We start from the raw sequence: 25,152 nt of genomic DNA, 5'->3' as shown, positions 1-25,152 counted from the left end.
CCAAAAAATGCCGTTTTATGTCGTTTGAACAAAAAAACTGCTTCACCACTTAAAGCCAGATTCGTGAATATGCCGATACCATTGGACTTTTCCAGTGTTTTTCCCTTTCTGGGGCAAGAACAGACCATCCCATTGGACTTTTCCACTCAAAGCTTTTAAAAAGAGAGATTTCTAAGGCAAAATCTAAGATTTGACTGGATTTATCCAATGAAAGACTATTTTCCGGGTCTAGAACAGGCAATCTACTGGATTTATCCAATGAGCATAGGGGAGATGAATGGCTGCGGGGCTACGGCGGGAGGAGTTTGGCAAGGTAGATGGAACTGCTGGAGTAGTAGGTGTTAGGTGAGTTGCCTGGGACTGCTGGAGTAGTAGGTGTTAGGTGAGTTGCTTAGTACTGCTGGGATTACTGAAATAGTGGTGTGTCTGCGACCACCTGAGGATACACGCACAAAAAAAACTGCTTCACCACAGTAGAATCACTGTAGGAAGCAGTTTTCGATTAGGAAGCAGGCTGTGCAGGTTTACCCGCATAAGCATCTGCTAATTTCTGAATTTCCACGGCTGTCAGCGCGTAGGCCCACTGCCCACTCTGCTTAGCTAGCCAAACTTGCTCTCCGCTCAATTTACCCTCGTAGACATCGGTAACGTCTTTACCATCTACCGTCAATGCAATCTCCATTTTAAGCTCTCCGCCTGTTGTCGGCTTCTGAGCTGTCGCTTGCGGAAGTTCCACACTGTGCAGGAAGATAAGCTGATCCAGGAGCGGACTTGCATCCGCGCCCTTCAATTCTTTGTCCCCAAGCTTCCAGTTCGCATCCGCAGCGACTTTATCTTTATCTGTCTTGGTAAGAGTCCATGACTGGCCCTTCCATGTCAACTTGACACTTTGTACCTTGTCGTTCTCCAACTGAATCGGGCTTGTATCAGCAAAATCGACTGCCGCTTTGTGAAGTGAAGAGAGTGACTGATCACTGACTTGATAAACGGCAGGAGAGCCTTCCACCTGAACGTAGGAGAAGCCTTCAATCGGCAGTGCGGTCCCGACGAGTAAGCCACGTTTGGAGCCATCCTTCAAGGCGACTTCATAAGTCCCTACGGGTTTATCCAAGCCATATTCGGCTAGATTGGACGCCTGATCTTCCACAAGCTTGGTCGACGTGACCAGACCTAAAGCATCGAGCCAAGAGTCGACTTGATTCGAATTGATCGGCGCAGCCGCAGGCTTTTGCATATCCCATCCATTGGACGTGCGGCTGAGCTCAATCTGCTCCTCCTCCGTTTTCACCGAGACAGCCTTCACGTCTTCTTGCTTCAAGGTTAGAAGGGACTTCGGTTCATCTTTTTTCTCTTGGAAGAAGTCCTTGCTCGACGCGTACCAGAAACCACCGATGCAAATGACGACTAACAGAATCGTTGGGATAAACCGTTTCATCCTCTTCTCCTCCTCCACCAGATTAGGCCGCCAATGACGAGGAACAAGAGCGGTAAGAACACGATCGTAACGAGGAAAATCGTATTCGCTTGGCTAGGCGTAATCATCGCTTGTTGATACGCATCTCCTTGTCGTGGACGGATCGTAATTTGGTCTTTTTGTTCTTGCAGCCACCCAATACTGTTCAGAGCAAAATCTTTATTCCCTTGATTCTGAATATCTTGATCCAGCACGAACGTAGAGCCACCAAGAATAACAGCTTTCGGCTTGTTATCTTTGTCTGAGATGGCGTAACCCAAGTTAAGTGGTCCCTTGACATCTGTTGCATCCTGCTTCGTCTTGTTCTGTGCCAGCAGGTTGATGTCAGTTTCACCGTAAGCTTTATCCGTTGTTGTTAACAACAAGGATTTGGTGTAGTCCGGCGCACTTTCATCAGCATTCAAACTAACAGCCAAGGAGAGCATGGTAATCAAATTATTGCTGGATAATTTGTTCGTAATATCATGTGAACCGTACTCTGGAATGATCGTTAACGGGTCGTACAAGGACGTTTGCTTCGTTTCAATCGCAATCGCATGCTGGTCTTGAACACCATAGGTCTTCATGATGGCATCGATGTTTTTCCACTTCGTCGTCATATCCTTATTGAAGCCCAGCGCGATATAAATTTTACCTTTACCCTTCAAATACGTCTGAATAAGCTCTGCTTCCTTGTCATTCAGATCGTTGGTCGGCCCAAGCAGCATGAGCATTTGCGCATCATCCGGGATTTTACCTTCAACGTAAAGATTCAGATCCTTCACGTCATAGTTGGCAGCAGTCAGGCTGCTTTTGAAAATACTCATAGCAGAGGCTGGATACTCTTGATGACCTGAGAGCAAGTAAACGGTATGTTTCTCCGTGGACGTCAGGCTTTGAATTGCTTGTGTAAACTTCTCTTCACCTGAGAAGGTGTAGGAGCCATCTTGTTGTCCGACGAACAGTTCATAGAAGTTGATGTTTTGCTTTTTGGTGCCCAATTCGAAAATAATCGTTCCACCTTGGTCCACCCCATACTGCTTAGCCATCGAAGGCTGCTTCAGCATATCGTACTCGTCGTACGTAATTTTACTGCTTTGCTTCTTATACTCAGCCACCATATCCGTGACTTGACGCGTCACAAAATCATTGCCATCTCCATTATTCGTAAAGGCGATAACGTGAATATCTTGATTGAGATTTTTGAGTGCAGCGGTTGTTTGCTCCGAGAGCGTGAAATTTTTATTTTTCGTCAAATCCACCTGAAAGCCCTTAAGCGAGTGTAGGAAGATTGTCAGAAGTATGAAAATGCCGATAACGGCGATTGATAAAACAGTCGCATTAGTTCCCCGTATCCACTTATTCATTCCGCTCACCTCCAACGCTTTCTTTCAAGGACTTGTATACAAAGAACCAGGAACACAGCTGTTAATGTGATGTAAAAGAGGATGTCGCCGCCATGGAAGACGCCTTTTTGCAGGTTGCTCAAGTGACTGGTCAATGAGAATTGACCTACGTAATCCTTCAGCTTACCCGTCATGCTGCTGCTCACCCAATCTAATAACCACAGCAACAGCAAAATAACAAAGCCTGAAATCCCCGCAACCATCTGATTATTGGACAAGCTGGATGCAAACAAGCCAATTGCCATCATGGCACAGCCTAGCAGGAACATGCTGAGGTACGACAACCAAGTAACTGGCATATCCAATGTGCCGAATGCGGACATAATGAGCGGATACACCAAGCTGATCGCCACTAGACCGACTTGCACAATTAGAGCGGATAAATATTTGCCCAGCACGATTTCACTAATACCTGCAGGTGATGTCAGGAGCAGCTCATCCGTACCTTGGCGGAACTCGTCCGCTACTAGACGCATGGTTAATAGCGGGATAATGAACAGGTAGATGAAGGTGGTATTGCCCACAATGGAGCGCGCATCCACAATCGGCGGCTGTCCGGCCACGAAATTAATATAAAAGAAGAAGCTCGACAACAGCACATAGAAGGCAAACGCCACATACGCAACTGGCGAGAAGAAGTACATTTGCAGCTCTTTCGAGCAAATGGCCCAAATTCTACGCATCGGTGTCTACCTCCTCATTGGATGTGTCGGCTGGCTCGTCCGTCGTCAGCTTGAGGAAGATATCCTCTAAGCTGAGGCTTTCCCGCTTCATCGCTAGGATCGGCAAGCCTGCGCTTGCGAGGTGGTAGAATAATCCTTCGCGGATGTCCTCTGAGCGATCTGCGGAGGTGACTAGGAGCTTCACAGACTCGGTTGGTGCGTCGGTTGGCGTGGCGGCTTCGTCTGCCTCTGAGGAAACAAGGGCGGACGACGTTGGCGCGTCAAGGGCTGCTACGCCAGCTGCCGGCGCGTCGACTTCTTTGACTTCGCCGACGGAAGGCAGGCTGCGCAGCTCGGTCAAAATCCGCTCGCGAGGTCCCTTGACCTCGAGCGACACCTCGAACGTCTCGCCCATCGTGCGGCCGAGATGCTCTGGGCGCTCGTCAAGGACGACGCGTCCTTGGTTAATAATGAGAACGCGGTTACAAATCGCGTTAATTTCAGGAAGAATGTGCGTGCTCAGCAGCACCGTGTGGTTTTCACCCAGCTCATGAATGAGCTGGCGGATCTCGATGATCTGCTTCGGATCGAGGCCAGACGTGGGCTCGTCCAGAATGAGCAGATCCGGTTGGTGTAGAATCGCTTGCGCGAGTCCGAGCCGCTGCTTATAGCCCTTGGAGAGGGAGCGAATGATTTGCTTCTCGCGACCTTGCAGTCCGAGCTTGTCGATGGCTTCGCCGACACGCAGCTTTTGCTCGCGCGCAGGCACATCGCGCAGGTTCGCGATGAAGCGCAGGTAGGACTGTACCGTCATCTCTGGGTACAGGGGCGGTGTTTCAGGCAAGTAGCCGATCTTGCGGCGCGCCTTCTTCGGACTATCAGCCATGGAGTGACCGTCCACCCATATTTGACCATGCGTTGGATTCAGGTAACCTGTAATCATGCGCATCGTCGTTGTTTTGCCAGCACCATTCGGCCCTAAGAAGCCGACGATTTCACCGCGCTGCATCGAGAAGTCGATGTTATGCACGCCGCGATCATTTTCGTACAGCTTGCTGACTTGCTTGACCTCTAGCATCCAAGATCCCCCATTTCTGTGCGTTCGTATTATTCATCATCACTATACGGGTGGAACAATAAACCAACCTTAAGCAAATCTGAAAAATAGATTAAAAAAATGTGTCTAAATTGTGAACACACTCTTGCGCGCTGCCTAAATATAAACCGCAGGGAGGTAATATGCCGACAAGCTGATTTAGCTGTAAAATATACAGTTAAAGTCGCTCGATTTACTGCTTTTGATGAAATAACTGTATAAAGATCAGCTAATACCGCACGAATTCAAAATATGTGACGAAAGCTTGAAATTTAACTGGATATTTTCCAGTTAAAACTCATTCTTAACTAAAAGTCACTGAATTACATGTATGTTTTCCAGTTAAATGGCGGGGGCGGCGGGTAATTTGTTGAGGTGTTCGGTGTTGGGTACTAAGTTGCTAAGTTGCTGAGTTGCTGAGTTGACGGGCTGTTGGGAGCTATGTGCTGAGTTCTAAATTGCCGGGCTGTTGGGTGCTGGGTGCTGGGTGCTAAGTTGACGGGTTGTTGGGAGCTATGTGCTGAGTTCTAAGTTACCGGGCTGTTGGAGTGCTGGTTGTTTGGGGCTGAGGGGGGCAGGTTGGCAGTGCCCAGGTGTATGGCAACTTGAACTAAAACAAAAACCACAAACGACTAGCGTTCATGGTTTCCCTATTGGCTACCTATTTAGGCAGCCAAATTTTAAAATTCCCGCTCAATGCAAGCACACTAAACGCATATAAGCAATTATCATAATACCGTCTTACGCCTGTACGAACCGGTGTCTGCCAGAATAACTCCACACATGCTCTGGCACGAGCACCGTCTGGCGCGGCAAGCGAGGCCATCGCATTCGTAGCTATAATACCCACGGGATGCAGGGCTTTCTCCTCAAAAGGTGTGCCATCGATTTGGTATCGGCGATAGTCCTCAGGCGACTTATCCACGAAAAAATCTTGAATGCGATTCGCCGTATCGGTATGCCACTTAGAGCCGCCGCACCACTCCGCATCCAGCCCGATATTTGCCGCTACACGATAGGAATCGCTGAAGAAGTGACCATAGCCGCGATCATCGTTCGGTGTGCCGTCGTAATGCGCATACTCTGGCGCCAAGCCCGTCTCCGGGTGGCAAGCAATCCGCATATAAGCTCGGCTAGCTTCCGCAGCCTCAGCCCAGAACGGCCGATCTTCTTCATAGGCCCATAAAGCGAACAGCTCATAGAAATGCGGAAGATGATACGATGGATCCGAATATTCGCAGTTTGGAACAAACTTGATCAGCTTATTCTTCGGATTCCACATCGGCTGGCCTACGCCGTCTTCTCCTTTGTGAATACACGTCTGAAGCAAATCTCGTGCCTGCTCGCTGTAATTATACGGCGCTTCCCCATCACCCCAGCGATGAGAAGCAAAGAAGAGCGACAACGCAAAATATTCTTCCCCATCCGGCGCCGGACCGTTCGATCGCTTGGACCCATCGGTATTGCACGACCAAGCAAAATAACCCGCATTGTTGCCTTCGGTCATCAGCATGTTGGTATGCGTCCACTTCCAAATACGATCAAATACGTCCTTCTGATCCAGTTGGACGGCTATCATCATACCATAGGACATACCTTCTGTACGGACATCCAGGTTACCTGTATCCAGCAAATAAGCCCCGGCTTCACCAGCTTCGTAATAGATTCTCGTATCTTCATCGCCGTGGAACAATTGGTTCCACATGTCTTGTAATTTATCCTGAATATCCGCTTCCGCATACCCGTACTCCGCAAATAGATTGCGGTAGCTTCCCACAGCCAATGCGCCCACCACTTGTTTTTGCATATGAAATGCCTCCTAAATAATAAGAATCCCCCAGACATGCTTTCTGCCTAGGGGCGTCGCTGTATCTTTTATCCTTTTACTCCGCCAACGGTCATCCCTTTTACAAAGTACTTTTGCAAGAACGGATACACCATAATAATAGGCAGACTCACCACGATGGTCATTGTAGAGCGGATCGACGTCGGGGTTACCGTAGCTGCCCCTGAGTTCGCGCTGCTAGCAAATATATCGGCCGCAGTTTGCGACGTTTGCGTATTCGTATTCTGCAATATTTTCATCAACTCGTACTGTAACGTACTCAAATTCTCATTCGATGAGTTGTACAAGAAGACGTCAAACCAAGAGTTCCATTGACCGACTGCGCTAAATAGCGCAACTGTTGCCAACACAGGAATAACGAGTGGAAGAACAATCCGCATAAACATGGAGAAATCATTCGCACCATCAATACGAGCCGCTTCCATAATCCCATCAGGAAGTCCTTCAATAAACGAACGGATAATAATTAAATTGAATACCCCGATCATACCTGGAATGATATACACCCAGAAGCTTCCTAACATACCAAGGTCCCGAACCAGCAGGTATCCCGGAATTAATCCGCCGCTGAAATACATGGTGAAAATAAATGAAACCGTTATGAACTTACGAAGCACGTACTCTTGACGTGACATCGTGTAGGCTACCATTGCGGAGCAGAACACCGTAACTACTGTACCCAGCACGGTTCTCATCACCGAAATGAAGAAAGCGTGCACGATGGCGGCTTCGTTAAATACATATTTAAAGTTATCGAAAGTCCACATTCTAGGAAGAAGATAAATACCTCCGCGAACTGCATCATTCGCATCGTTCAACGCTACTGCAAGCGTATTTACAAAGGGATACAGCGTAACAATAACGAGACAGAACATAAAAATGATATTACAAATATCGAACAGGCGATCACCTATGTGCGTATTCCGCCTGCTCGAGCTTGATTGTTGTGCAGCTTCCATAGCTGATACCTCCTTGTAGAATAATTAGAACAATCTGGCTTCACCGGCACGTTTGGCAATCTGATTCGCACTAATCAAGAAGATAAAGCTAACCACTGTCTTGAAAATGCCTGCTGCTGTTGCCAACGAGAAGTTACCCAAGTTGATGCCGTAATTGAGTACGAAAATATCGAGATTTTCTGCATAATCTATGTTCATCCCATTTTTGAGCAAATACTGCGGTTCAAAGCCCGACTCAAGAATGTGACCTAAATTCATGATTAGTAAGATGATAATAACCGGTTTAATCCCAGGAAGTGTAATATGCACAATGCGCTGAAATCTGTTTGCTCCGTCCATTTCTGCGGACTCATACAGCGCTGGATCAATCGTCGTCATTGCCGCTAAATAAATGATCGTATTCCAACCGACGTTCTTCCACACCTCGGAGGCACCAAGAATTCCCCAGAAATATTCACCCTTGCCAAGCCACAGAATCGGCTCGCTAATCAAATGGGTTTTCAATAAGATTTCATTAATAATACCGCCGTCCGTAGACAATGCTCCGGAAACTATGCTTGCTGCCACAACCCAAGAAATAAAGTGGGGCAAATAACTGATCGTCTGTACAAAGCGTTTGAAAATGACTTTACGCAGTTCATTGAGAAGAATAGCTAGAGTAACAGCTGTAACAAAGCCTAACACAAGATTAATCGTGCTCATGGCCAGCGTATTTCGCATAACACGAAGGAATCCTTCGTCTTGGAATAGGAATTTAAATTGGTCGAATCCGACCCAGGTTTGCTCAGAGAACTTTTTGGCAGGACGATACTTTTGAAACGCAATCGACCATCCCCAAAGCGGCACATATTTAAAAATGAACAGCCAAATGAGAAAAGGCAGCGACATGGCCATCAGTACTTTTTGTTTACCCAGTTTACGGAAAAATAAAGCTAACCCTGTTGATTTCTCGGATAGCGTTGGTCTGTCCGTTAGGGATTCTTTTGTAAGGCTCTCCATAGAAAATCACTCACTCCTCCAGTAATGCCTTTATAAAGATAAGACGCAAGACAGAAACCACGTGGGCTCATGCCTTACGTCCCTTGTTACGTATTTACTTATTTCGCCCAGTTACCTGCAACACGGTCTTTCACAACTTTTGTAATAAATGCTTCATAGCCTTTGATATCCAGCTTGCTTGCTTGAGCTACATAGTCACTCCAAGCTTTCTCAAACTTGTCTGTGCCAGCCGCTAGAATCATTTCTGGATAAGCCTTCTTCTGAAGATCACCCATTTTTTGCTCAAAAATTTGTTCAGGTGTACCCTGACCTTTGTTGATACTCCATGCAGGGTACCAAGGACGCTCATCTGGCTTGCTAAACATGTCCGTAAATACTTTCGCATTGTACGCTTTCAGAAGTACTTTATCGCCATCGGTATAGTTCTTCTCAGCAACAGTTGGCTGTTTATTCGGATCGAAGGCATTATCCCCTTTGACAACAGAGAAGCTGCCATAACGCGGCCAATTGTAAGCGAATTGCTTCAAACCGAAATCTTCATAAAACTTAGGATCTTTAATTTTTGCAATTTGCTCATCCGTACGGAAGAACTTGCCTTTGTCGTCCACTTCATACGTTTGACCTTTAATACCCCATTGCGAAAGGATTTGATTCTCGTCCTTCAGCAGGTTATCAAAGAATTGAATAATGCGAACAGGGTCTTTTGCGCTCTTGGAAATAGAGATACCACGGTTATTGACGAAGGAAGGCGGATCTAAGTATTGGTCCTTAACGCCTTTGTCGAACACGATTGGCAGGGCAACATAGCGCTTGTCATCTACGCCAGCTTTAGCCAAGTTGTTACGAGCATCGCCCACTTGCCAGTCATATGCGAAGTAACCAAGCACACGACCGGAAGTCAATTTCGCCAAATATTGGTCTTTGTTCATTGTGAATGATTCTTTATCGAATAGACCTGCTGTATTTACTTCATTGAGCTTTTTCACCCAACGTTTCGTAGTTGCTTCATCAATTGCATTGCTCTTCGCTTCATGCGTCTTCAGGTCAATCAGAAGTCCACCGTCATTCGGATAGCCTGCTAGATGGAACGCAGGGTTCGTAAGCGTGAAGAAGTTCGTGTCATACGTCATGACGGAGAACCCGATTGTGTCCTTGCCATCCACTTGCGGATGTTTATCTTTATAAGTTTTAATCGCATTGAAATACTCATCAAGCGTCGTTAGTTTCGGATAGCCAAGCTCCTTCAATACACCGCGTTGGATCCAGAATGCTCCTTGATCTACGTTCGGGTTCGCGATGAAGCCCTGATTCGCACTGAACGGCAGGTGATAAATCTTGCCATCTTTTTGCTTCATTTTGTCAAAATAAGGACCATACACACGTTTGATGTTCGGACCGTATTTCGCAATGAGATCATCGAGCGGAATGAATGCGCCTGCATCCATGAACTTATCGATTTCACCCTCAGGTTGAACGACATCTGGGAACTCATTACCGGCGATCATAACACCGGACTTCGTTTTGGATTCCCCTACAAGGTTCTCAACCTTGAAGTTAACTCCCGTTTGGTTTTCTAACTCTTTCCCGATTGGCGTTTCGTTGGTGTTAATGTTTTTCCCCGCATTAAACAAGAAATAACTGAATGTGACCGGTTTCGTATTTGCTGCTGCGGCCGTGCCGCTAGGACTACTTGGTGTTTTGGAAGCAGCAGGATCTGCTGAGTTCGAGCTGCTGCAAGCACTTAGCGAAAGCGCTAGCAATGTGCCCATCGTGACTAATTTCAACTTCTTCATTCTTGTGAAACTCCCCTCTCAACTCTTTCTTGTAAGCACTTTCATTATATAAAACCGCTCTCATCTTGATTACCCTGTAAAGTTTAGTATCTTCTTAGTAAAGCATAGGTGGTCGATCGTTCCCGTTTGCTTGTACAGGCGTTGAAATCTTCACAATGGTTCCGACGCCATCCTCACTGCTAATCTGTACATCAATTGCGTTGCCGTAATATAGTTTCAGGCGCATAAAAGCATTCTTCATACCGACGTGTCCACTCACATCTTCGCCGTTGGCCATATAGGCGTTCAATAAATCCACTTTCTCCTTAGGCATCCCAATGCCGGTGTCAGCAATCGTGAAGTGGACTTGATCACCATTTCGAGCCGCCTTCAATTCAATGGTGCCATGGCCTTGCAAGGGCTCAATCCCGTGAAGACTAGCATTCTCAATGAAGGGGAGCAAGGTCATTTTCGGGATTTTACAGCTATAGACAGACTCATCCACCTCGAAGCGGTAGCTTAGCTTATCACCGAAACGGTATTTCTGAATTTCTAGGAAGCATAGAATCAAATCAAGCTCATCACGGAACGTGACCCACTCCCCGCCCCATTCCAGAGAACGGCGAAACATTTTGGCCATATTCTTAATGATTTTGGCTGTTTCATTTTCTTGCTTGATCAAGCTGCGCATACGAATCGTCTCCAACGCATTAAAGAGAAAATGAGGGTTAATCTGGCTCTGCAAGGCGTGCAGCTGCGACTGCCTTTGTTTCAGCTCCAGATCCTTCTTCTGAATATCTGCGATGTACACATCATCAATAAGGCTCTTAATTTGCACGGTCATACGGTTGAATTCCCGCACCAGCTGGCCGATTTCATCCTTCGTTTCCGGCTCATCAATGAGATCGAAATGCTGGTTTTTCACCTTTTTCATATGAACAAGAATACGAACTAGACGTGTGTGCAAGGAGGATGAGATCCAAACAATGACAAGTGTCGGCAGTAGTAAGTTAAGTAAGGCCAAATAGACGACGAATTGCTTAGATTTGCGCACCGCATCTAGGACATGCCCATCGGAAACGAGCACAATACGCCAATCCTTCAAATAGTTGGTGCTATAATCGCGCTCCAATTTAACTGAATCCTTAGGGATAGCGACGCTGCGGAAATTGGTTTTACCCCGAATCCAGTCCAGCTTCGTGTCCGTCGTATACTGAATATCCCCTTCGGCGTTCAGCAAATACAGATTTCCCTGCAGCGCTTGGTTGCTAAACATCACCTTAATCGCATCCGGACTCATCTCAATTTTGAGTATTTTACTATAGGTGTTCGCATTTACGAAATTGTTCATTTGACGGATGATGCTAAGTCCGCTGTACGAGCTCTCATTGTCATCGCTTCGCATAACGAGCGGATAGGGTTGTCCTCCCGCAAGCACCTTCTGCAGGCTCCGATACCATTCCGATTCCCGAATAATATCCGTCAGCGGATGTAAGCCGCCAGAGTCGATAATCGTTGGATTGTTGGTATACATCTGAATGCCTTTAATTTCGCTATACACCAAATTGTACTTATTAATGTTGGTCGCCAACTGCGAGTTATACATTTGTACATAATCGATGGTTTCAACGTATGTGTGCTCCAGGGCATCATTCAAGAGACCGTCAGTATAAAAGACGGATGAAATCCCGACCGCGTTGTCGATCTTGGCACGAAATTCATCCTTCAATTTATCTAAATTCAAAGAGATATCTTCCGTTTTCTGACGCTGAACATTATGGGTTGTCACTTGATAAAAAATTACATTGGTCAATAAAATCGGGATAAACACGCTTAGAAAGTACAGCATCAACAGCTTGTTGCGCAAACGTACATTATTTAGTTGGAATCGTCGATTTTTCATGGGTATGGCCGCCTTGTTTGGTCAGTAGTTTTTTGCGATATTCGGACGGAGGCATATCCTCCATTTTCTCAAATTGCGCAACAAAATAGTCCGCGTTATTAAAGCCTACCTTCTCGGCAATTTCGTAAATCCGCAAATCCGTTTGACGGAGCAGCTTCTTAGCTTCGCCTATGCGGATGGACAGCAGAAATTCATTAAAATACTGGCCATACGTTTTCTTGAACAATTGCCCGACATATACAGGATTCATATAAAATTCAGCCGCAATACTTTTGAGATTGATATTCTCTTGGTAATGGTGCTCAATGTAGCTCTTGATCTTGTGGATACTGCCCTTTGTCTGCTCACCGCGTAATTGCTCCATCATGCGGGAGCTTTCAATCATGAAAGAAATGAACAAGTGCTGCAGCTCGCTAAAAGAAAGAGGTTGTGCATCCCAGCTTAGCATGGGCTTGAGATTAACTAGCAGATCCGTTGGTACCTGCATCCCCTGCAGCGTTCCTACGATGCTGTGTACATAACGATTGATAATTGTTCGGATCGCGTCCTTGGCCATTGATTTGGCTTCAATTTCTGCAAAGAGCGTCGCGATTGTTGTCTTAATCTTGTCCATTTCCTGCTCGCCAACTGCTTCCTGAATGCGATGAAATAAAATGACATCCGGCTCTGAATAGCTTAGCGCTGTCTTAGAAGCTTCTTCATAGAAGAGAACATCCTTCATCCCCTTCACATACTTATACTGCAGCAACTCGTTAGCTGTCTGAATGGACTCACTGAGTGCTTTCATCTCTTTCACACTTGTACCGAAATAAAGGGTAACACCTGCTTGCAATCTCTTTGCCAACAGGTTCTGCAGCGCTGCGCCAAATCGTTCATAGCTGCCACTGTACAACTTCAGCGCGTCCGAGCAAATGAGAAAAGCACACTGATGGTTGCGCAGCTGAACGACAAAATCGCTCGGCACGTCAACCAGCGTTTGTAAGGCATCGGCAACAACACTGACATCGTCCTTGATCAGGTAATCCGTTGCGTCGCTCTCCTCGGATAGCCCCCGGTTCAATTCAACAATGCCATACCGCATTACGGTACCTTTGGACAAGCGAACCCGCTCATCAAGCTCCATCACGGCTTTGGCTGCCTGCTCGCCTCTACTTAATTGTTCGAACAAGCCCTTCAGCGTTAATCGCCCGCTAATCGCTTTCTGCAATCGCTCTTCCTTAATTTGCTGCGCCAACTTCCGCAACGTCTCTTCCAAATCCTCTTCTTCAATTGGCTTCAAAATATAGTCACTTACGCCAAAGCGAATGGCAGATTGCGCATAGGAGAAGTCATTGTAACCGCTTAAAATAATAAACTTGCACGTGCTAAGATTACGAAGCTTTACTTCTTCTATTAGCTTTAAGCCATCCATAACTGGCATTCGTATATCGGTGATCACAACATCAACTTCTGACTGCCTGGATGTAATGATTCGCAGCGCATCTTTTCCATTATCCGCTTCGTGGCTGACACAGTACCCCAAGGACTCCCAGTCGATTAGGCCGAGTAAACCTTTCCTGACATATTGCTCATCATCGACTAACATCACTTGCAGCTTCATGACTTTCACTCCCTTGGTAACTAAAATGGAAAAGCGAGTCCGGTATTTAGCCGGACTCGCAGGGTATCTATACGAGCAATCTAGATGTTGTCTATTGTATCCCACTCTGTCATGATCTGACAACTATGGGTTGGAAAGGTCTATTTCCATGTCTACTTCATAACGCGATGGAAAGCCCTCTTCGGTGCGTGATCACGATCGAAGAGGAACGGCCAGTTCTTCCTCCCCTTCACCGGGAAATCATCCAGCCATGTGTAATCATCCGCCGCTCCCCAGAATGTGACTGCTGTAATGCTGCTCTGATACGTTTGAAAAAGCTCGAAAATTTGCTCATAGCGCTGCGCCTGCAGCTCTAGCATCTCCGAGGTCGGCTCTGTGAGATCAGTTCGTTTATCACTGAATTCGAAGACCGACAGATCTAACTCTGTAATTTGAAGCTGTACCCCTAGCGAAGCATACAGCTCAATGGCGTCTCGGATCTCCTCGATGGAAGGACCATGAATATTCCAATGCCCCTGCATGCCGATGCCATGAATCGGTACACCTTGATTTTTTAAAGATGACACAAGAGCAGCTATTTTCTCCCGCTTCACAGGGTTCGTTTCATTGTAATCATTGTAGAACAATACCGCGTTAGGATCGGCCTGATGCGCGAAATGAAAGGCGTTAGCGATGTAATCCTCACCTATGATCTCGAGCCACTTGGATTTACGCAGCGTGATGTCTGTGGTATCTTCAATCGCTTCATTGACAACATCCCACGCGTAGACCTGGCCGCGGTAGCGTTTCACAACCGTTTCGATATGCTGCTGCATCCGGGTTAGAAGTTGATCCCTCGTTGCCGGTAAACCGTTCGGTCCCTCGAACACCCAGTCTGGTGTTTGGTTGTGCCAAACTAACGTATGACCCCTTACCTTTTTCCCCTGATTTGCAGCAAAATCAACGATCGCATCTGCCACCCCAAACGTGTAACGGTCTGGATCGGGGTGAATCTCGGCAAACTTCATTTCATTCTCTGCGGTTACACTATTATAATGCCGTTTGATGAGGTCAGCTTGTGTTGCAATGGTTTTCGCATTCACAGCTGCACCAATATCGAAAAAACGCTCGAATTTCTTATATAGCGACGCTACTTCTTTATGGCCTTCCGTCACGTAGTATGACCTCCTTCAATTGGACAAAATAAACAGCTACACCGTCCTTCAAAGACGGAAGCGTTTATGGAGAAATATAGCCAAATTATGATGTAAAACATATAAATTCTTATATTTTGAGTACACCTCTATCGAGGCTATTTTAGGATGAGCGGTCGTCAGCCGTCGTTTAGTAAATCGTACGCCCCTGCTCATCAGGAATCCCCGATTTCCTTACAAAATACGTATTAATGACATCGCGCCATTCCTTCGCATGCTCAGCTTGATCCTGGAGACGCTGCAGCACGTGAGCATAGCGGACTTCATCGATATGCTCCTGAAGCGACGTCCATGCAGCAACCAACCCAACCGCCTCCTCTACACCCTCGAAGTGGGTATCGTATACGTGTTGAATGACCGTTTTACCGGATTTCAACCGATAGGTATACGGTACATGATGGAAAAATAGCAGCAGCTCATCCGGACATTGTGCCAAGGATTCATATCGCTCCGCCTGCGGCGAGTGGTATTGCGCTGTGTAGCCCGTTCCCGATTTCACGGTGCGATCGACGCCAATCCCGTGACAATCCGCAAAATGGTAAGTCCCCCATTTCGCATATTCATATCCATCCACATTCGGACCGTAGTGATGTCCGGGATTCACCATCCAGCCTACACCGAGTGGCGCTGTATATTTCTCATAAATGCTCCATGAACGGAGCATCATGTTCGAAAGCGTTGAAACCACCTCTGGCTGCCTTCCGAAAGTCATCATGATCCATTCTTGCGCAATAGCTTCCGCAGTAAGACTAGGATCCCATGCCAAGCGGCCATATCCGTATAGGTTCGCTTGCGCTAGCACATGACCCGTCCAGTTCCAATCATCTCCGATATTGGACACCGCTGCGACTCCGCCGTGCGCCCGTCCAAATAGAGCGCCGCTGGCAATTTCAGCCGTCGTCGAGCCTTCACCTTGCGCATAGGTATCAAAGTCGATGACCTCTTTCCATTGCGGCACTAGGAAGCAAACGTGCTTCTGCTGCCCCGTGTACTCCTGCGTGACTTGCAGTTCCAGCATTTGATTCGTGCTGCGAAGGCCCCCGAGCAGTGGCGATACCGGCTCGCGAACTTGAAAGTCCATTGGACCATTTTTAATTTGCAAAATGACATTGTCTTTAAATTTCCCGTCCAACTGCGTGAAATGGTCATAGGCCGCCCTCGCTCGATCTGTGGAACGGTCACGCCAATCCTGCAGGCAGTTGTACACGAAGCACCGCCAAATGACCAGTCCGCCATGCGGCCAAAGCGCATTCGCCAGCATGTTGGCACCGTCCGCGTGATCTCGGCCGTAGGTGAATGGCCCCGGGCGGAATTCCGAGTCCGCCTTCACCAGAAAACCGCCAAAATCAGGGATGTATTGATAGATTTCAGCGACTTTCTCTTCCCACCAGAGAATGACGTCGTTATCCAATGGGTCGGCCGTAATCAACCCGCCAATTTCCATCGTACTCGCGTAGTTCACACTGAGAAATAGAGTGATCCCATACGAACGGAACACCGCAGCAATTTGCGCAACCTCAGGGAGAAACGCCTCTGTGATCAGCATCGTTTCCTGGCGATGTACGTTCACGTTATTGATCGAGATCGCATTGAGGCCTACGGATGCGAGCAAGCGAGCGTACTCACGAATGCGCGTGTAATCGTCATCAACGATAATATTATCCTCGAAGAAAATGGAGCGACCCGCATATCCGCGTTCAATGCTGCCGTCCATGTTATCCCACTGATTCATCATCCGCAGTCGGTTGGTGGGATTCTGAACAATGGCGAGTTGCTCGATAGCTTCTCCACATAGGAGTCTGCGAAGCAGTTCGAACACCGCGTATAGCACACCTTTATCGGAGCCGCCGATGAGAACGATATAGCTGTGCCCTAGAGCTTCTACAGTTTGAATCAGGTAACCGTCTTCCTGTATACTTGCCACTCGCTCGGCATCTAAGAGATGATCAAGAGCAGTCGTCTGATCTTGTACGCCAAGCAGAATCGAGTGCGATTTCGTCGGTGTTTCTGAATGGATTGGCGCTACGCCCAGCAAATCTGTAATTCCTTCATACAGCTCATGCGCAGCCGTCTGAAAGACTTCGGATATCGTATAGGTGACAATTTCCTGACACCAGGTTCGGTAAGTTTCCAATAAAGTAGCCTCGTCAATTTGCGAGTATCGAAGCCAACAAAGATCTGTTTCTTGCTTATGTGTAGGCATGCTGCACCACCCTTATTTATGTATGGTTTTTAAAATAAAGCGCTTTCGCGAGTTATTATATCGTTTGCCTCGATGGTTTCATACCCTATGATGTTTAGGTTTTACCCTACAGATCATAGGAATTTTATTGGAAGGGTAGAGCCTCTACACCCCCTGAGTGCTTATCGGTAGTGATTTGGCGCTCTTTACGCGGAGTTATCTGAAATAGGGACTCCTTGAGTTCTTATTTGAGGTAGATGCGGCTCTTTTCGCCAAATAAGACCTTGGCGAGTTCTTATTGGCCTTGGTTTGGTGCTTTTTACGCGGCATTATCTGAAATAGAGACTCTCAGAGTTCTTATTTCAAGTTGATGCGGCTCATTCCGCTAAATAAGACCTTCGCGAGTTCTTATTTGCTACAACCATCACCTCCACTTGCCCTCCCCACCAACACGACAAAAAACCGCCCCCGACATAATCGTCGCGAGGCGGTTTAGCAATCAATAGTTATTTCACCAAAGTACCCTTTGTTACACCCAACTGGTTCGTAGCCTTCAGTGAACGCCACACTTGCGTGCCGTTAATTTGACCGTCGATCGCGCGGCGGTACAGATCGAGAATTTCCGTTACCTTCTCAGGTGTTTCTTCCAAGAACTCTACACGGAAGGAGCGGATGCCCAGATCCATAAAGTGGTTCAAGTACTCCGCACCGGACTGATCTACGGCGTTGTACACAGTATTCCGACAACCTTCATCTACACGAACAGGATGGGACATTCCCACACGGTCCTGCAAGGAAACACGCTTCTCTTCACAAGGGCGACCACAGTTCGTGAAGTCTGTACCTTCGCTCAGGAACGTACAGTACACGCAGTGTTCGGTGTGGAACATCGGCATATGCTGATGAATGACGACTTCGAGCTTGGATGTTTCCGCGCGGCGAAGCAAGTCAACCATCTGCTGAATGTTCAAATCATAGGAAGGCGTAACCTTGGAAAGTCCCGCTTCCAAGAACAAGGCTGCTGTCTTATGATTGGCTACATTCAATGAGAAGTCACCGATCAGCTGCGGTTGCGGTGCATCCGGATTCTCCAGGCGATGCTTCAAGAAATAGAAGGCTGCGCCCGTATTACGAATCAGAACCGCATCCGGCTTCAGCTTAAGAATATTGTTAAAATAGCCCGTTTCCCCTGGCATATGAATCCGCGGTGTTACGAGGGCGATTTTGCGCCCAGCCGCGTGAACGGCTTCAACGGCCGCAGGGAACTGCTTAATAAATTCAAAATCTGCGTAGATCAAGCCAACGTCCGTCGTTGCCAGTACTGCCTTCACTTGATCAAGGCTACGGCACAAAGCAGTCAACTCGACCGCGCTGCGATCCGCGAGCGATAATGCAGGTGCATTAACGGCTGTAACAGCGGCGTGATGCTCTGTCACCGAAGCCGGCACGTCGTCATACACGCCGACTTCGCGCTTGATGTACGCGCGCGGCTTCTGCCGCTCGTCTTCCATTAATTCAACAGCCATGCGGCGCATGCTGTTCAATTCACGCATCGGTACGATCAACGCGCCGTCCAGTTGGACATCCAACTCAGCAAGCTCATAAATCGTGCCGCCAAGGCGACCGAACTGCTCGGTGAAGAGCTGTTCGTCCATCGGTCTTTTCTCCGCGCGAACCAGCGGAAGTTCGGATTGTACGAAGACAGTGTGACCACCTTTCATGTCCGTCCACCAACTTTTCAGCGTCTCGCCAAGGGCGCCGCTTACCTTCAGACTTACCGGGAAAGTACGGTAAGGCTTGTCGGTCTCAAACGTCTGGCGCAAACGCTTGTCCAGCGCCGGATCATTCGTCTTCCAGATACGGTCGCCAACATGCAGACGACCAAGCTCTACATCGTTGCGGCCCATGACGATTTCGATAAGTCCACCCTCGGCTTCGCCTTCGAGCTTCTCGCCCTTGCGGCGCAAATCATAGATGCGCCCGCCCTCTTCCTTCTTCGTCGGATCCCCTGCGTCGAAGACCAGACCATCACCGCGCTTAAGCGGCGCTTCAAGCTCACAGATCACGCCATCGCGCAGGATCTGCTTGATGCGGCCCACAAATACCCCGCGGCTCTTCGGAAACGTGCCGTCAACCAATTGCTTGTTGTTGGTTCCATTCAGGAACCCAACGGTAAAGCCCCGTGAGAAGCTTTGCTGAAGCTCACGCACTTCCTCTTTGGACGGACGAGCGTCCTGCCCATCGAAATAGCGATCAATAGCTTTGCGATATTTGCTCACAACATTGGCCACATATTCAGGGGTCTTCAGACGCCCTTCAATTTTAAAAGAACGAACACCCGCTTCGATCAGCTCGGGCACGATTTCAATCGCCGCCAAATCCTTCGGCGACAGCAAATACGTCACGTCACCCATCGGTTTCTGCACGCCATCAACCATCAGATCATAAGGCAGACGACAAGCCTGCGCGCACTCCCCGCGGTTGGCAGAACGGCCTCCCCACATTTCAGAGGTTAAGCATTGTCCTGAATAGGACACACAAAGGGCACCATGCACGAACACTTCCATCGGAAGCTTCGCTTGATCGCCGATTTGCTTAATTTGTTTCAGGTTATTCTCACGGCCTAGAACAACACGCTCGATATCGAACGGTTTCGTAAATTCAACAGCTTCTGGCGATGTAATCGTCATCTGCGTTGAGCCGTGAATCGGGAAATCCGGGGAGATTTCACGAATCATTTTAACCAAGCCCAAATCCTGCACGATCACTGCATCCACGCCTGCATCAACACACGCATCAATTAACTGCTTCGCATCGTTCAACTCTTCCTCGAACACGAGAATGTTAAACGTCAGGAAGCCCTGAACCCCATATAGATGAAGGAACGACATAATATCCGGCAGCTCAGCCATCGTAAAGTTATGCGCTCTCGCTCTCGCATTGAATTTCTCCACACCAAAAAACACGGCATCCGCCCCATTGGCAACAGCCGCTCTTAGACAATCCCAATCCCCCGCAGGGGCTAATAATTCTACATCTTCTCTGCGTATCGTACGCATGGCAGCAAATCCTTTCAATATCAATCCTCGGGTAAGCCTCAAAGTCTTCTCTTTAGTGTAACAGAAACAATAGGTAGGAATCTAGGGCAGGGGATAACTGCACACAAAGCCAATATCCGACAATGCTGCAGGATGACGACACCTATAGAAGTTAACAAACGTATCTATGAATGCTATAATGGCAAGGATAGTGACCTTTCTAGCAATCGAGGGATCCTTTTGAATTTGTCGAAAATTCGTATACGTCAACTACTGATCGGGTTAAGCCTAGGCGTCATAGTCCTTGTGCTCACCCTTCTATTTTTGCCAAAAGTCGAGGAAACTAAGCTTCTTTACGCAACGAGCGGGGATTCTTATGATACCGCCGCCTATAGTAATTTCCAGCAAACCTTACTAGCAGGCGTTCAAATTGATAGACATAGTTTGCTCAATTACTCAACTCGTCAGCTTCGCACATACGATGCCTTGTATTTGGATCCAGGGCTTGCCCAAGACCCTACATGGTCGGAACAAGCGGATAAGCTTATAGCTTTCGTGAAGCAGGGCGGCCATTTATTGTTGGAAAATGAGTTCGCTGATCGGTTTCCGCTTGATTTCCTTGGTGCAGCTCAAATTGTTGATTTAAAAAAAGTGCCTCTTAGCAAATTCGGTTCACCTTTTTTGTCGGGCGATTCGCTGTCTCTTAGCTACCCGCAGGTACCTGTTAATTTGCAGGGCATTCAACAATCGTTTCAATTATTTACAACCAGTTATCTCAAACATAACACGATGGACGACATGCCCGGGTTTAATCTTGGATATGGCTTCAGCCCTTCTACGGGTCAAACGATAGTCAGTATGGCTAACCCTTTGGAATCGAAAATGCCCGTTTCCCTCGTGATGCAAAATCGCATCGGCAAAGGCGCCGTGCTGATCAGCAGCAATTTCCTGCCGAATCGTTACTTCCCTACCGGCTATGATATGAAGAGCGGATTCGATCCGAAGTTAGGCTTTACCCAGCTCGCTGCGAAATACCAATCGGCAAGCAAGGCAACACCAGGAATGACCTACTTCAATAAAAGAGCGATGCCGATCGAGCCGTATTTTGACTTTGCTTGGGCGGCGGCGAACATGCAGTATCGCAGTGAGCTGCTAGCTTATGTCGCGAAAGAAACGCTCGGGTACAGTGTGAAGAAGAGTCTTGGGCCATATGGACGGCCGGCGATGGCTTTTCAGAACCATTTCGAGGCGATGCCGTCGATCGGGCAAAAAGACGGCATCGCTTGGGCGGAGAAGCTGAAGGAGTACAACGAGGTTCCCTCGTTTACACTCGTGCGCAGCGCCTTTTACTGGGGCGAATGGCGCGAGAGCGTGACGGTGCAGCTCAACACAGGAACGAACGCGAAGCCGTCGTTCGTCGGTGAGCTGCCCGGCTCGGGCTACGCGAGCGGCCTGCACGTAATGGCTGCCGGCATTCCGCTGCGGCAAGCCACATACCCCGATTATCGTGAGCTCGCAGGCACGATTGAACTGCCGTACCGCGCGTACCCTGCCGCCGCGGATCTGAACGGCGACGGCCGCACAGACTTGCTGGCCGGCAGCTCGGATGGATTCGTGTATGTCTACACGAATCAAGGTCCAGACGCGGCGGCTTACGTAAGCGAGCCGCTGCCGAAGGGCATGGCGCTGCCCGACACGTTCGGCGCGCCATCGAAGTTACTGCTGGAGAGCGGCGCACCGCTCCAGCTCAGCCCTTACAGTGCCGTCCACGCCGCCGACGTGAACGGGGATGGCCGCATGGACCTCGTCGTCTCAGACGAGTCCGGCGCGGTACAGCTACTGCCGCAGCTCGCTAGCGGCAGATTCGGACCGCCCGCGGCCGTGTTCGCGGGCGGTAACCAGCTGCAGCTGCCCGGAGGGCCTGCAGCGCCAAGCGTCGCCGACGTGAACGGCGACGGTAAGCTCGACCTCGCCCTAGGCGCAGCCGATGGGCGAGTGTGGCTGTATCAGGGCCGCAGCGCAGCGGCCCTGGATCTTAACCAAGGCAGCGTGATTGCGACGCTGCCGAACAAGGCCACGCACGCCGCGCCAGCGGTGCGTGATATGAACGGCGACGGCCGACGCGATCTCGTGGTCGGCAGCAGCGACGGGGACCTGCAGGTGTTTATCCAAAGCTCCGATGGCGCTTGGGTGACACAAGGTCCCCTCGCAGGGACAACCTTGAACCAGGTCGGCAACCATGCATTGGTTGCTGGACATTATTCCGTCCCTCTATGGCTGGATCTCAATCACGATGGCAACGACGATCTCATTGTGGGTGGTATCGAATTCGGATCTCCTGTGTCAATCGATGACCCGCATTTTCCTTATAAAACAGAGTTAAATGAGTTCATTCAGTATGCGCGAGATCATCATTTACAACTAAATCCGCATACATTTGTGCATAATTTTAAGAGTGCTGATGACGAGAGAGCGGAGTTCAACCTTCATCAACAAGCTTTTGATAAGCTTGGTATTCCTTGGTTGCATCCTGGCACGAACCAGCACACGTGGCGCATTAATAATGAGGCTTGGAATCAGACCTTCGTATCAGAGAAAGAGAAAGGCATGTGGTACAACTTCGGGTTCTTACCTTCCGAATCACCTGTTCTAGCTCGTCCTGAAGCCATTTGGTCGCTTCCATTCCTTTTGCAAGATGAGAAAGGAATGACCGATACGACGATGCTCATTCATGCACCTACACCGGTTCTGAGGCTTACGGGTGACAATGCGAACACGGACGTTTTCGAGTCGATGGCCGCGCTTGATATGCCGATTGATTATTTCGAGCATATTGAATACCATTTCCCTGATCCTGCGAAAGTGGCCAGTCTAATGGAATTCGCTGATTACTTTGACAAGCTTCGCACGAAGCATGATTATAACTTTATGTCTGAAACACAGATGGCTCAATCCTTCTTAACCGCTATGCAAAGTGACGTTACGATCAGCCAATCTTGGGGCTCCTACCTATGGGATCGATTGAAGGATCGACTCAGCGGAGGCAATCCGCACTTCCATGCGACGCTGACACCTGATTCATCGGATGTTCCTGACTTAGCGGAAGCGTATGCGGCCACCTTAGGGGTCGTCATTGAGAAGGGAGATAAGTTAGCCGCATTCTCCCTGCAAAGTGATTCAAACATCTATACCCATATAGATAATAAGCTGTATCTCGGATTAGCGAAAAAGACAGCTATTCATATCGGTCCTTCGGCGCAGCAGTTCCATGTTGTGCGGTCGAATGTCCCTTTTAGCCTGACAAGTGAAGGAAGCTCCCATCATTTGAAGCTTGAATCGGCGGGTCTGCAGCAAGTCAAATTCTTCAGCCCTAGTGAGCTCAACTTCGAACCGTCGCCAGATGTTACAATCCTGTATGACGCTGCTTCCCAAACTTATACGCTAACCCGATACGGTGACATCACGACACTTACCTTTACCGGCCCTGTCGCAAATGCGCAGTAACCTTATTTTCAGTTTTTCAGAAAAATACCACTTTTATTTCAATCAGGAGGCTTTCCCCATGTCCAACTTAATAGAAGAGCTTGAGCAGCATATTCGTGAGCGTTACGAAATTGCCGATGACGATGATGATTTCGATGTGGATGTTCATTTGTTCGATTATGGGTTCATTGATTCCGTTGGGGCAACAGCCCTCATCGCTCACATCGAGAAAACGTACAACCTGCAAGTAACGAATCAAGATTTGATGCTCTATCCCATGAACACGGTGAATGAAATTGCCGAATTTATTTCCAAGAAGACTGCGAGGTAACTGACTCATGAATACTTGTAAAATTTCTTTGGCCGGGTTAGCGGAAAGCCAGCATGGACAAGTCAAATATGCGTCCGCATTTGCAGATGAGCATATTCAAGATATCGCTTTAGTCGATGGTCATATTCACATCACCCATAACTCTCCGAACGGCGATAAGGGCATTATTGAACGTGTTGAGCGCCTCATTGAGCGTTTCTCCCACGGAGATTTCGGCTTCAAAGAAAATATCTTGTTCGAAAATAAGGTCGACACGCCTTATGAAGGCGACATTATTGCTGAGCTCGCTGCTCGTAAAGCGATCAAGGTGTTAGAGCCCGGCCTCTTCATTTTCCGTGAGCCTTTCTCCAGCTTGATGCGTTTCCTTGACTACTCGTTCGTTAGCAAAATTGCGAGACGTTTCGAAGGTGTACAAGAGGAACAATATCCTGCAGTCATCAACAGTCATACGTTGAACAAAACGAACCATTTCACTTCCTTCCCAGAGCACATTCATTTCGTGACGCATCTGCGTGAAGATCTCGATGTCATCGAGGCATTCTCCCAAACCATCCGCGAAGCTGGCGGTTGGGACCAAGAGAAGCCTCTAGCGCTGGATAACAACATGGTGAAGCCTAACTTCATGATGAATCCTTCCACGTGCTATCACTGCTATGAAGGCCTTGAGAATGAAACCTTGGAAGGCGATGGTATCGTCGTGACTGCGATTGCGAAATGTCACCGTTTCGAGTCCAAGAACCATTCCGACTTCGGTCGCCTGCTCGACTTCTCGATGCGTGAAATCATTTTCGTCGGTAAGCCTGAGTTTGTGAAAGAGAATCGCTTGAAATCGATCGAGTATTTGAAAGAGTTGGCGGTAGAATGGCAAGTGGACAGCCTACTGGAGATCGCGAACGATCCGTTCTTCACGAACGATTTCCAAGTGAAAGCATCCTTCCAACGTAACCAGGAGATGAAGTATGAGCTTCGCCTGAACATTCCGCATGTGAAGAAATCGATCGCTTGCTCCTCCGTTAATTTCCATAGCAATACGTTCGGTAATGCTTTTAATATTAAAATGGGCAAACGCAACGCCGTTACAGGCTGCGTAGGTTTCGGTATTGAGCGCTGGGCGTTCGCATTCCTGGCTCAGTACGGTCTCGATGAGCAGCAATGGCCTGCCACGTTCCGTGAGCAGTACCATGCTTGGCAAGAAAAGGCTTTGTAATTCTCACTTCAATTACCCCAGG

At 48.2% G+C, this 25,152-nt stretch carries 16 protein-coding genes; 3 read left to right on the top strand and 13 right to left on the bottom strand.

Annotated elements, in window-relative coordinates; all coding sequences use genetic code 11:
- Positions 1–502: 502 nt before the first annotated feature.
- The 13 genes from AC58QC_RS22890 to AC58QC_RS22830 form a co-directional block, all read right to left on the bottom strand.
- On the bottom strand, positions 503–1,435 hold the full coding sequence (locus AC58QC_RS22890; RefSeq protein ID WP_497417363.1) for a DUF4340 domain-containing protein: 933 nt from the start codon (positions 1,433–1,435) through the stop codon (positions 503–505).
- Positions 1,432–2,820 carry a GldG family protein gene (locus AC58QC_RS22885; RefSeq protein ID WP_497417362.1) on the bottom strand — a complete coding sequence of 463 codons (1,389 nt, stop codon included), beginning with the start codon at positions 2,818–2,820 and terminating at the stop codon, positions 1,432–1,434. Before AC58QC_RS22885 ends, AC58QC_RS22890 begins: the two co-directional genes overlap by 4 nt.
- Positions 2,821–2,825: 5 nt before the next feature.
- Positions 2,826–3,542 (bottom strand): ABC transporter permease subunit, encoded by a 717-nt coding sequence (locus tag AC58QC_RS22880; protein ID WP_497417361.1) that lies wholly within the window; start codon positions 3,540–3,542, stop codon positions 2,826–2,828.
- Entirely contained in the window at positions 3,535–4,599 is a 1,065-nt protein-coding gene (locus tag AC58QC_RS22875; RefSeq protein ID WP_497417360.1) for an ABC transporter ATP-binding protein, read from the bottom strand. Before AC58QC_RS22875 ends, AC58QC_RS22880 begins: the two co-directional genes overlap by 8 nt.
- A 679-nt stretch (positions 4,600–5,278) precedes the next feature.
- Entirely contained in the window at positions 5,279–6,424 is a 1,146-nt protein-coding gene (locus tag AC58QC_RS22870) for a family 8 glycosyl hydrolase (RefSeq protein WP_497417359.1), read from the bottom strand.
- Positions 6,425–6,492: 68 nt separating this feature from the next.
- Entirely contained in the window at positions 6,493–7,422 is a 930-nt protein-coding gene (locus AC58QC_RS22865) for a carbohydrate ABC transporter permease (RefSeq protein ID WP_497417358.1), read from the bottom strand.
- Positions 7,423–7,446: 24 nt separating this feature from the next.
- A complete protein-coding gene (locus AC58QC_RS22860; protein WP_497417357.1) occupies positions 7,447–8,421 on the bottom strand; it encodes an ABC transporter permease in 975 nt (324 codons plus the stop codon).
- Between the two features lie 98 nt (positions 8,422–8,519).
- Positions 8,520–10,214, bottom strand: coding sequence for an ABC transporter substrate-binding protein (locus AC58QC_RS22855; RefSeq protein WP_497417356.1), 1,695 nt, complete (start codon positions 10,212–10,214; stop codon positions 8,520–8,522).
- 94 nt (positions 10,215–10,308) lie between these two features.
- On the bottom strand, positions 10,309–12,096 hold the full coding sequence (locus tag AC58QC_RS22850) for a sensor histidine kinase (RefSeq protein WP_497417355.1): 1,788 nt from the start codon (positions 12,094–12,096) through the stop codon (positions 10,309–10,311).
- A complete protein-coding gene (locus AC58QC_RS22845; RefSeq protein WP_497417354.1) occupies positions 12,068–13,696 on the bottom strand; it encodes a response regulator transcription factor in 1,629 nt (542 codons plus the stop codon). The genes AC58QC_RS22850 and AC58QC_RS22845 overlap by 29 nt, the downstream gene beginning before the upstream one ends.
- Positions 13,697–13,848: 152 nt before the next feature.
- Entirely contained in the window at positions 13,849–14,850 is a 1,002-nt protein-coding gene (locus AC58QC_RS22840; RefSeq protein WP_497417353.1) for an endo-1,4-beta-xylanase, read from the bottom strand.
- A 169-nt stretch (positions 14,851–15,019) separates the two neighbouring features.
- Positions 15,020–17,092: an alpha-glucuronidase family glycosyl hydrolase gene (locus AC58QC_RS22835; RefSeq protein ID WP_497417352.1), complete on the bottom strand. Its 2,073-nt coding sequence runs from the start codon at positions 17,090–17,092 to the stop codon at positions 15,020–15,022.
- 485 nt (positions 17,093–17,577) lie between these two features.
- Positions 17,578–20,130, bottom strand: coding sequence for a U32 family peptidase (locus AC58QC_RS22830; RefSeq protein ID WP_497417351.1), 2,553 nt, complete (start codon positions 20,128–20,130; stop codon positions 17,578–17,580).
- Between the two features lie 219 nt (positions 20,131–20,349).
- On the opposite strand from AC58QC_RS22830, the gene AC58QC_RS22825 reads away from it, so the two are divergent.
- From AC58QC_RS22825 to AC58QC_RS22815, 3 genes are read left to right on the top strand one after another with little or no spacing between them, the layout of a single operon-like run.
- The gene (locus AC58QC_RS22825; RefSeq protein ID WP_497417350.1) at positions 20,350–23,613 is read left to right on the top strand and encodes an FG-GAP repeat domain-containing protein; all 3,264 of its coding nucleotides are present in this window, start codon (positions 20,350–20,352) and stop codon (positions 23,611–23,613) included.
- A 58-nt stretch (positions 23,614–23,671) separates the two neighbouring features.
- Positions 23,672–23,923 (top strand): acyl carrier protein, encoded by a 252-nt coding sequence (locus AC58QC_RS22820; RefSeq protein ID WP_497417349.1) that lies wholly within the window; start codon positions 23,672–23,674, stop codon positions 23,921–23,923.
- Positions 23,924–23,930: 7 nt separating this feature from the next.
- The gene (locus AC58QC_RS22815) at positions 23,931–25,130 is read left to right on the top strand and encodes a class-II aminoacyl-tRNA synthetase family protein (protein ID WP_497417348.1); all 1,200 of its coding nucleotides are present in this window, start codon (positions 23,931–23,933) and stop codon (positions 25,128–25,130) included.
- Positions 25,131–25,152: the final 22 nt, after the last annotated feature.

This window comes from Paenibacillus sp. J22P51 (assembly GCF_059692215.1).
Note: the sequence above shows the minus strand (reverse complement) of the source record. Positions and strands in the feature narration are given on the sequence as shown.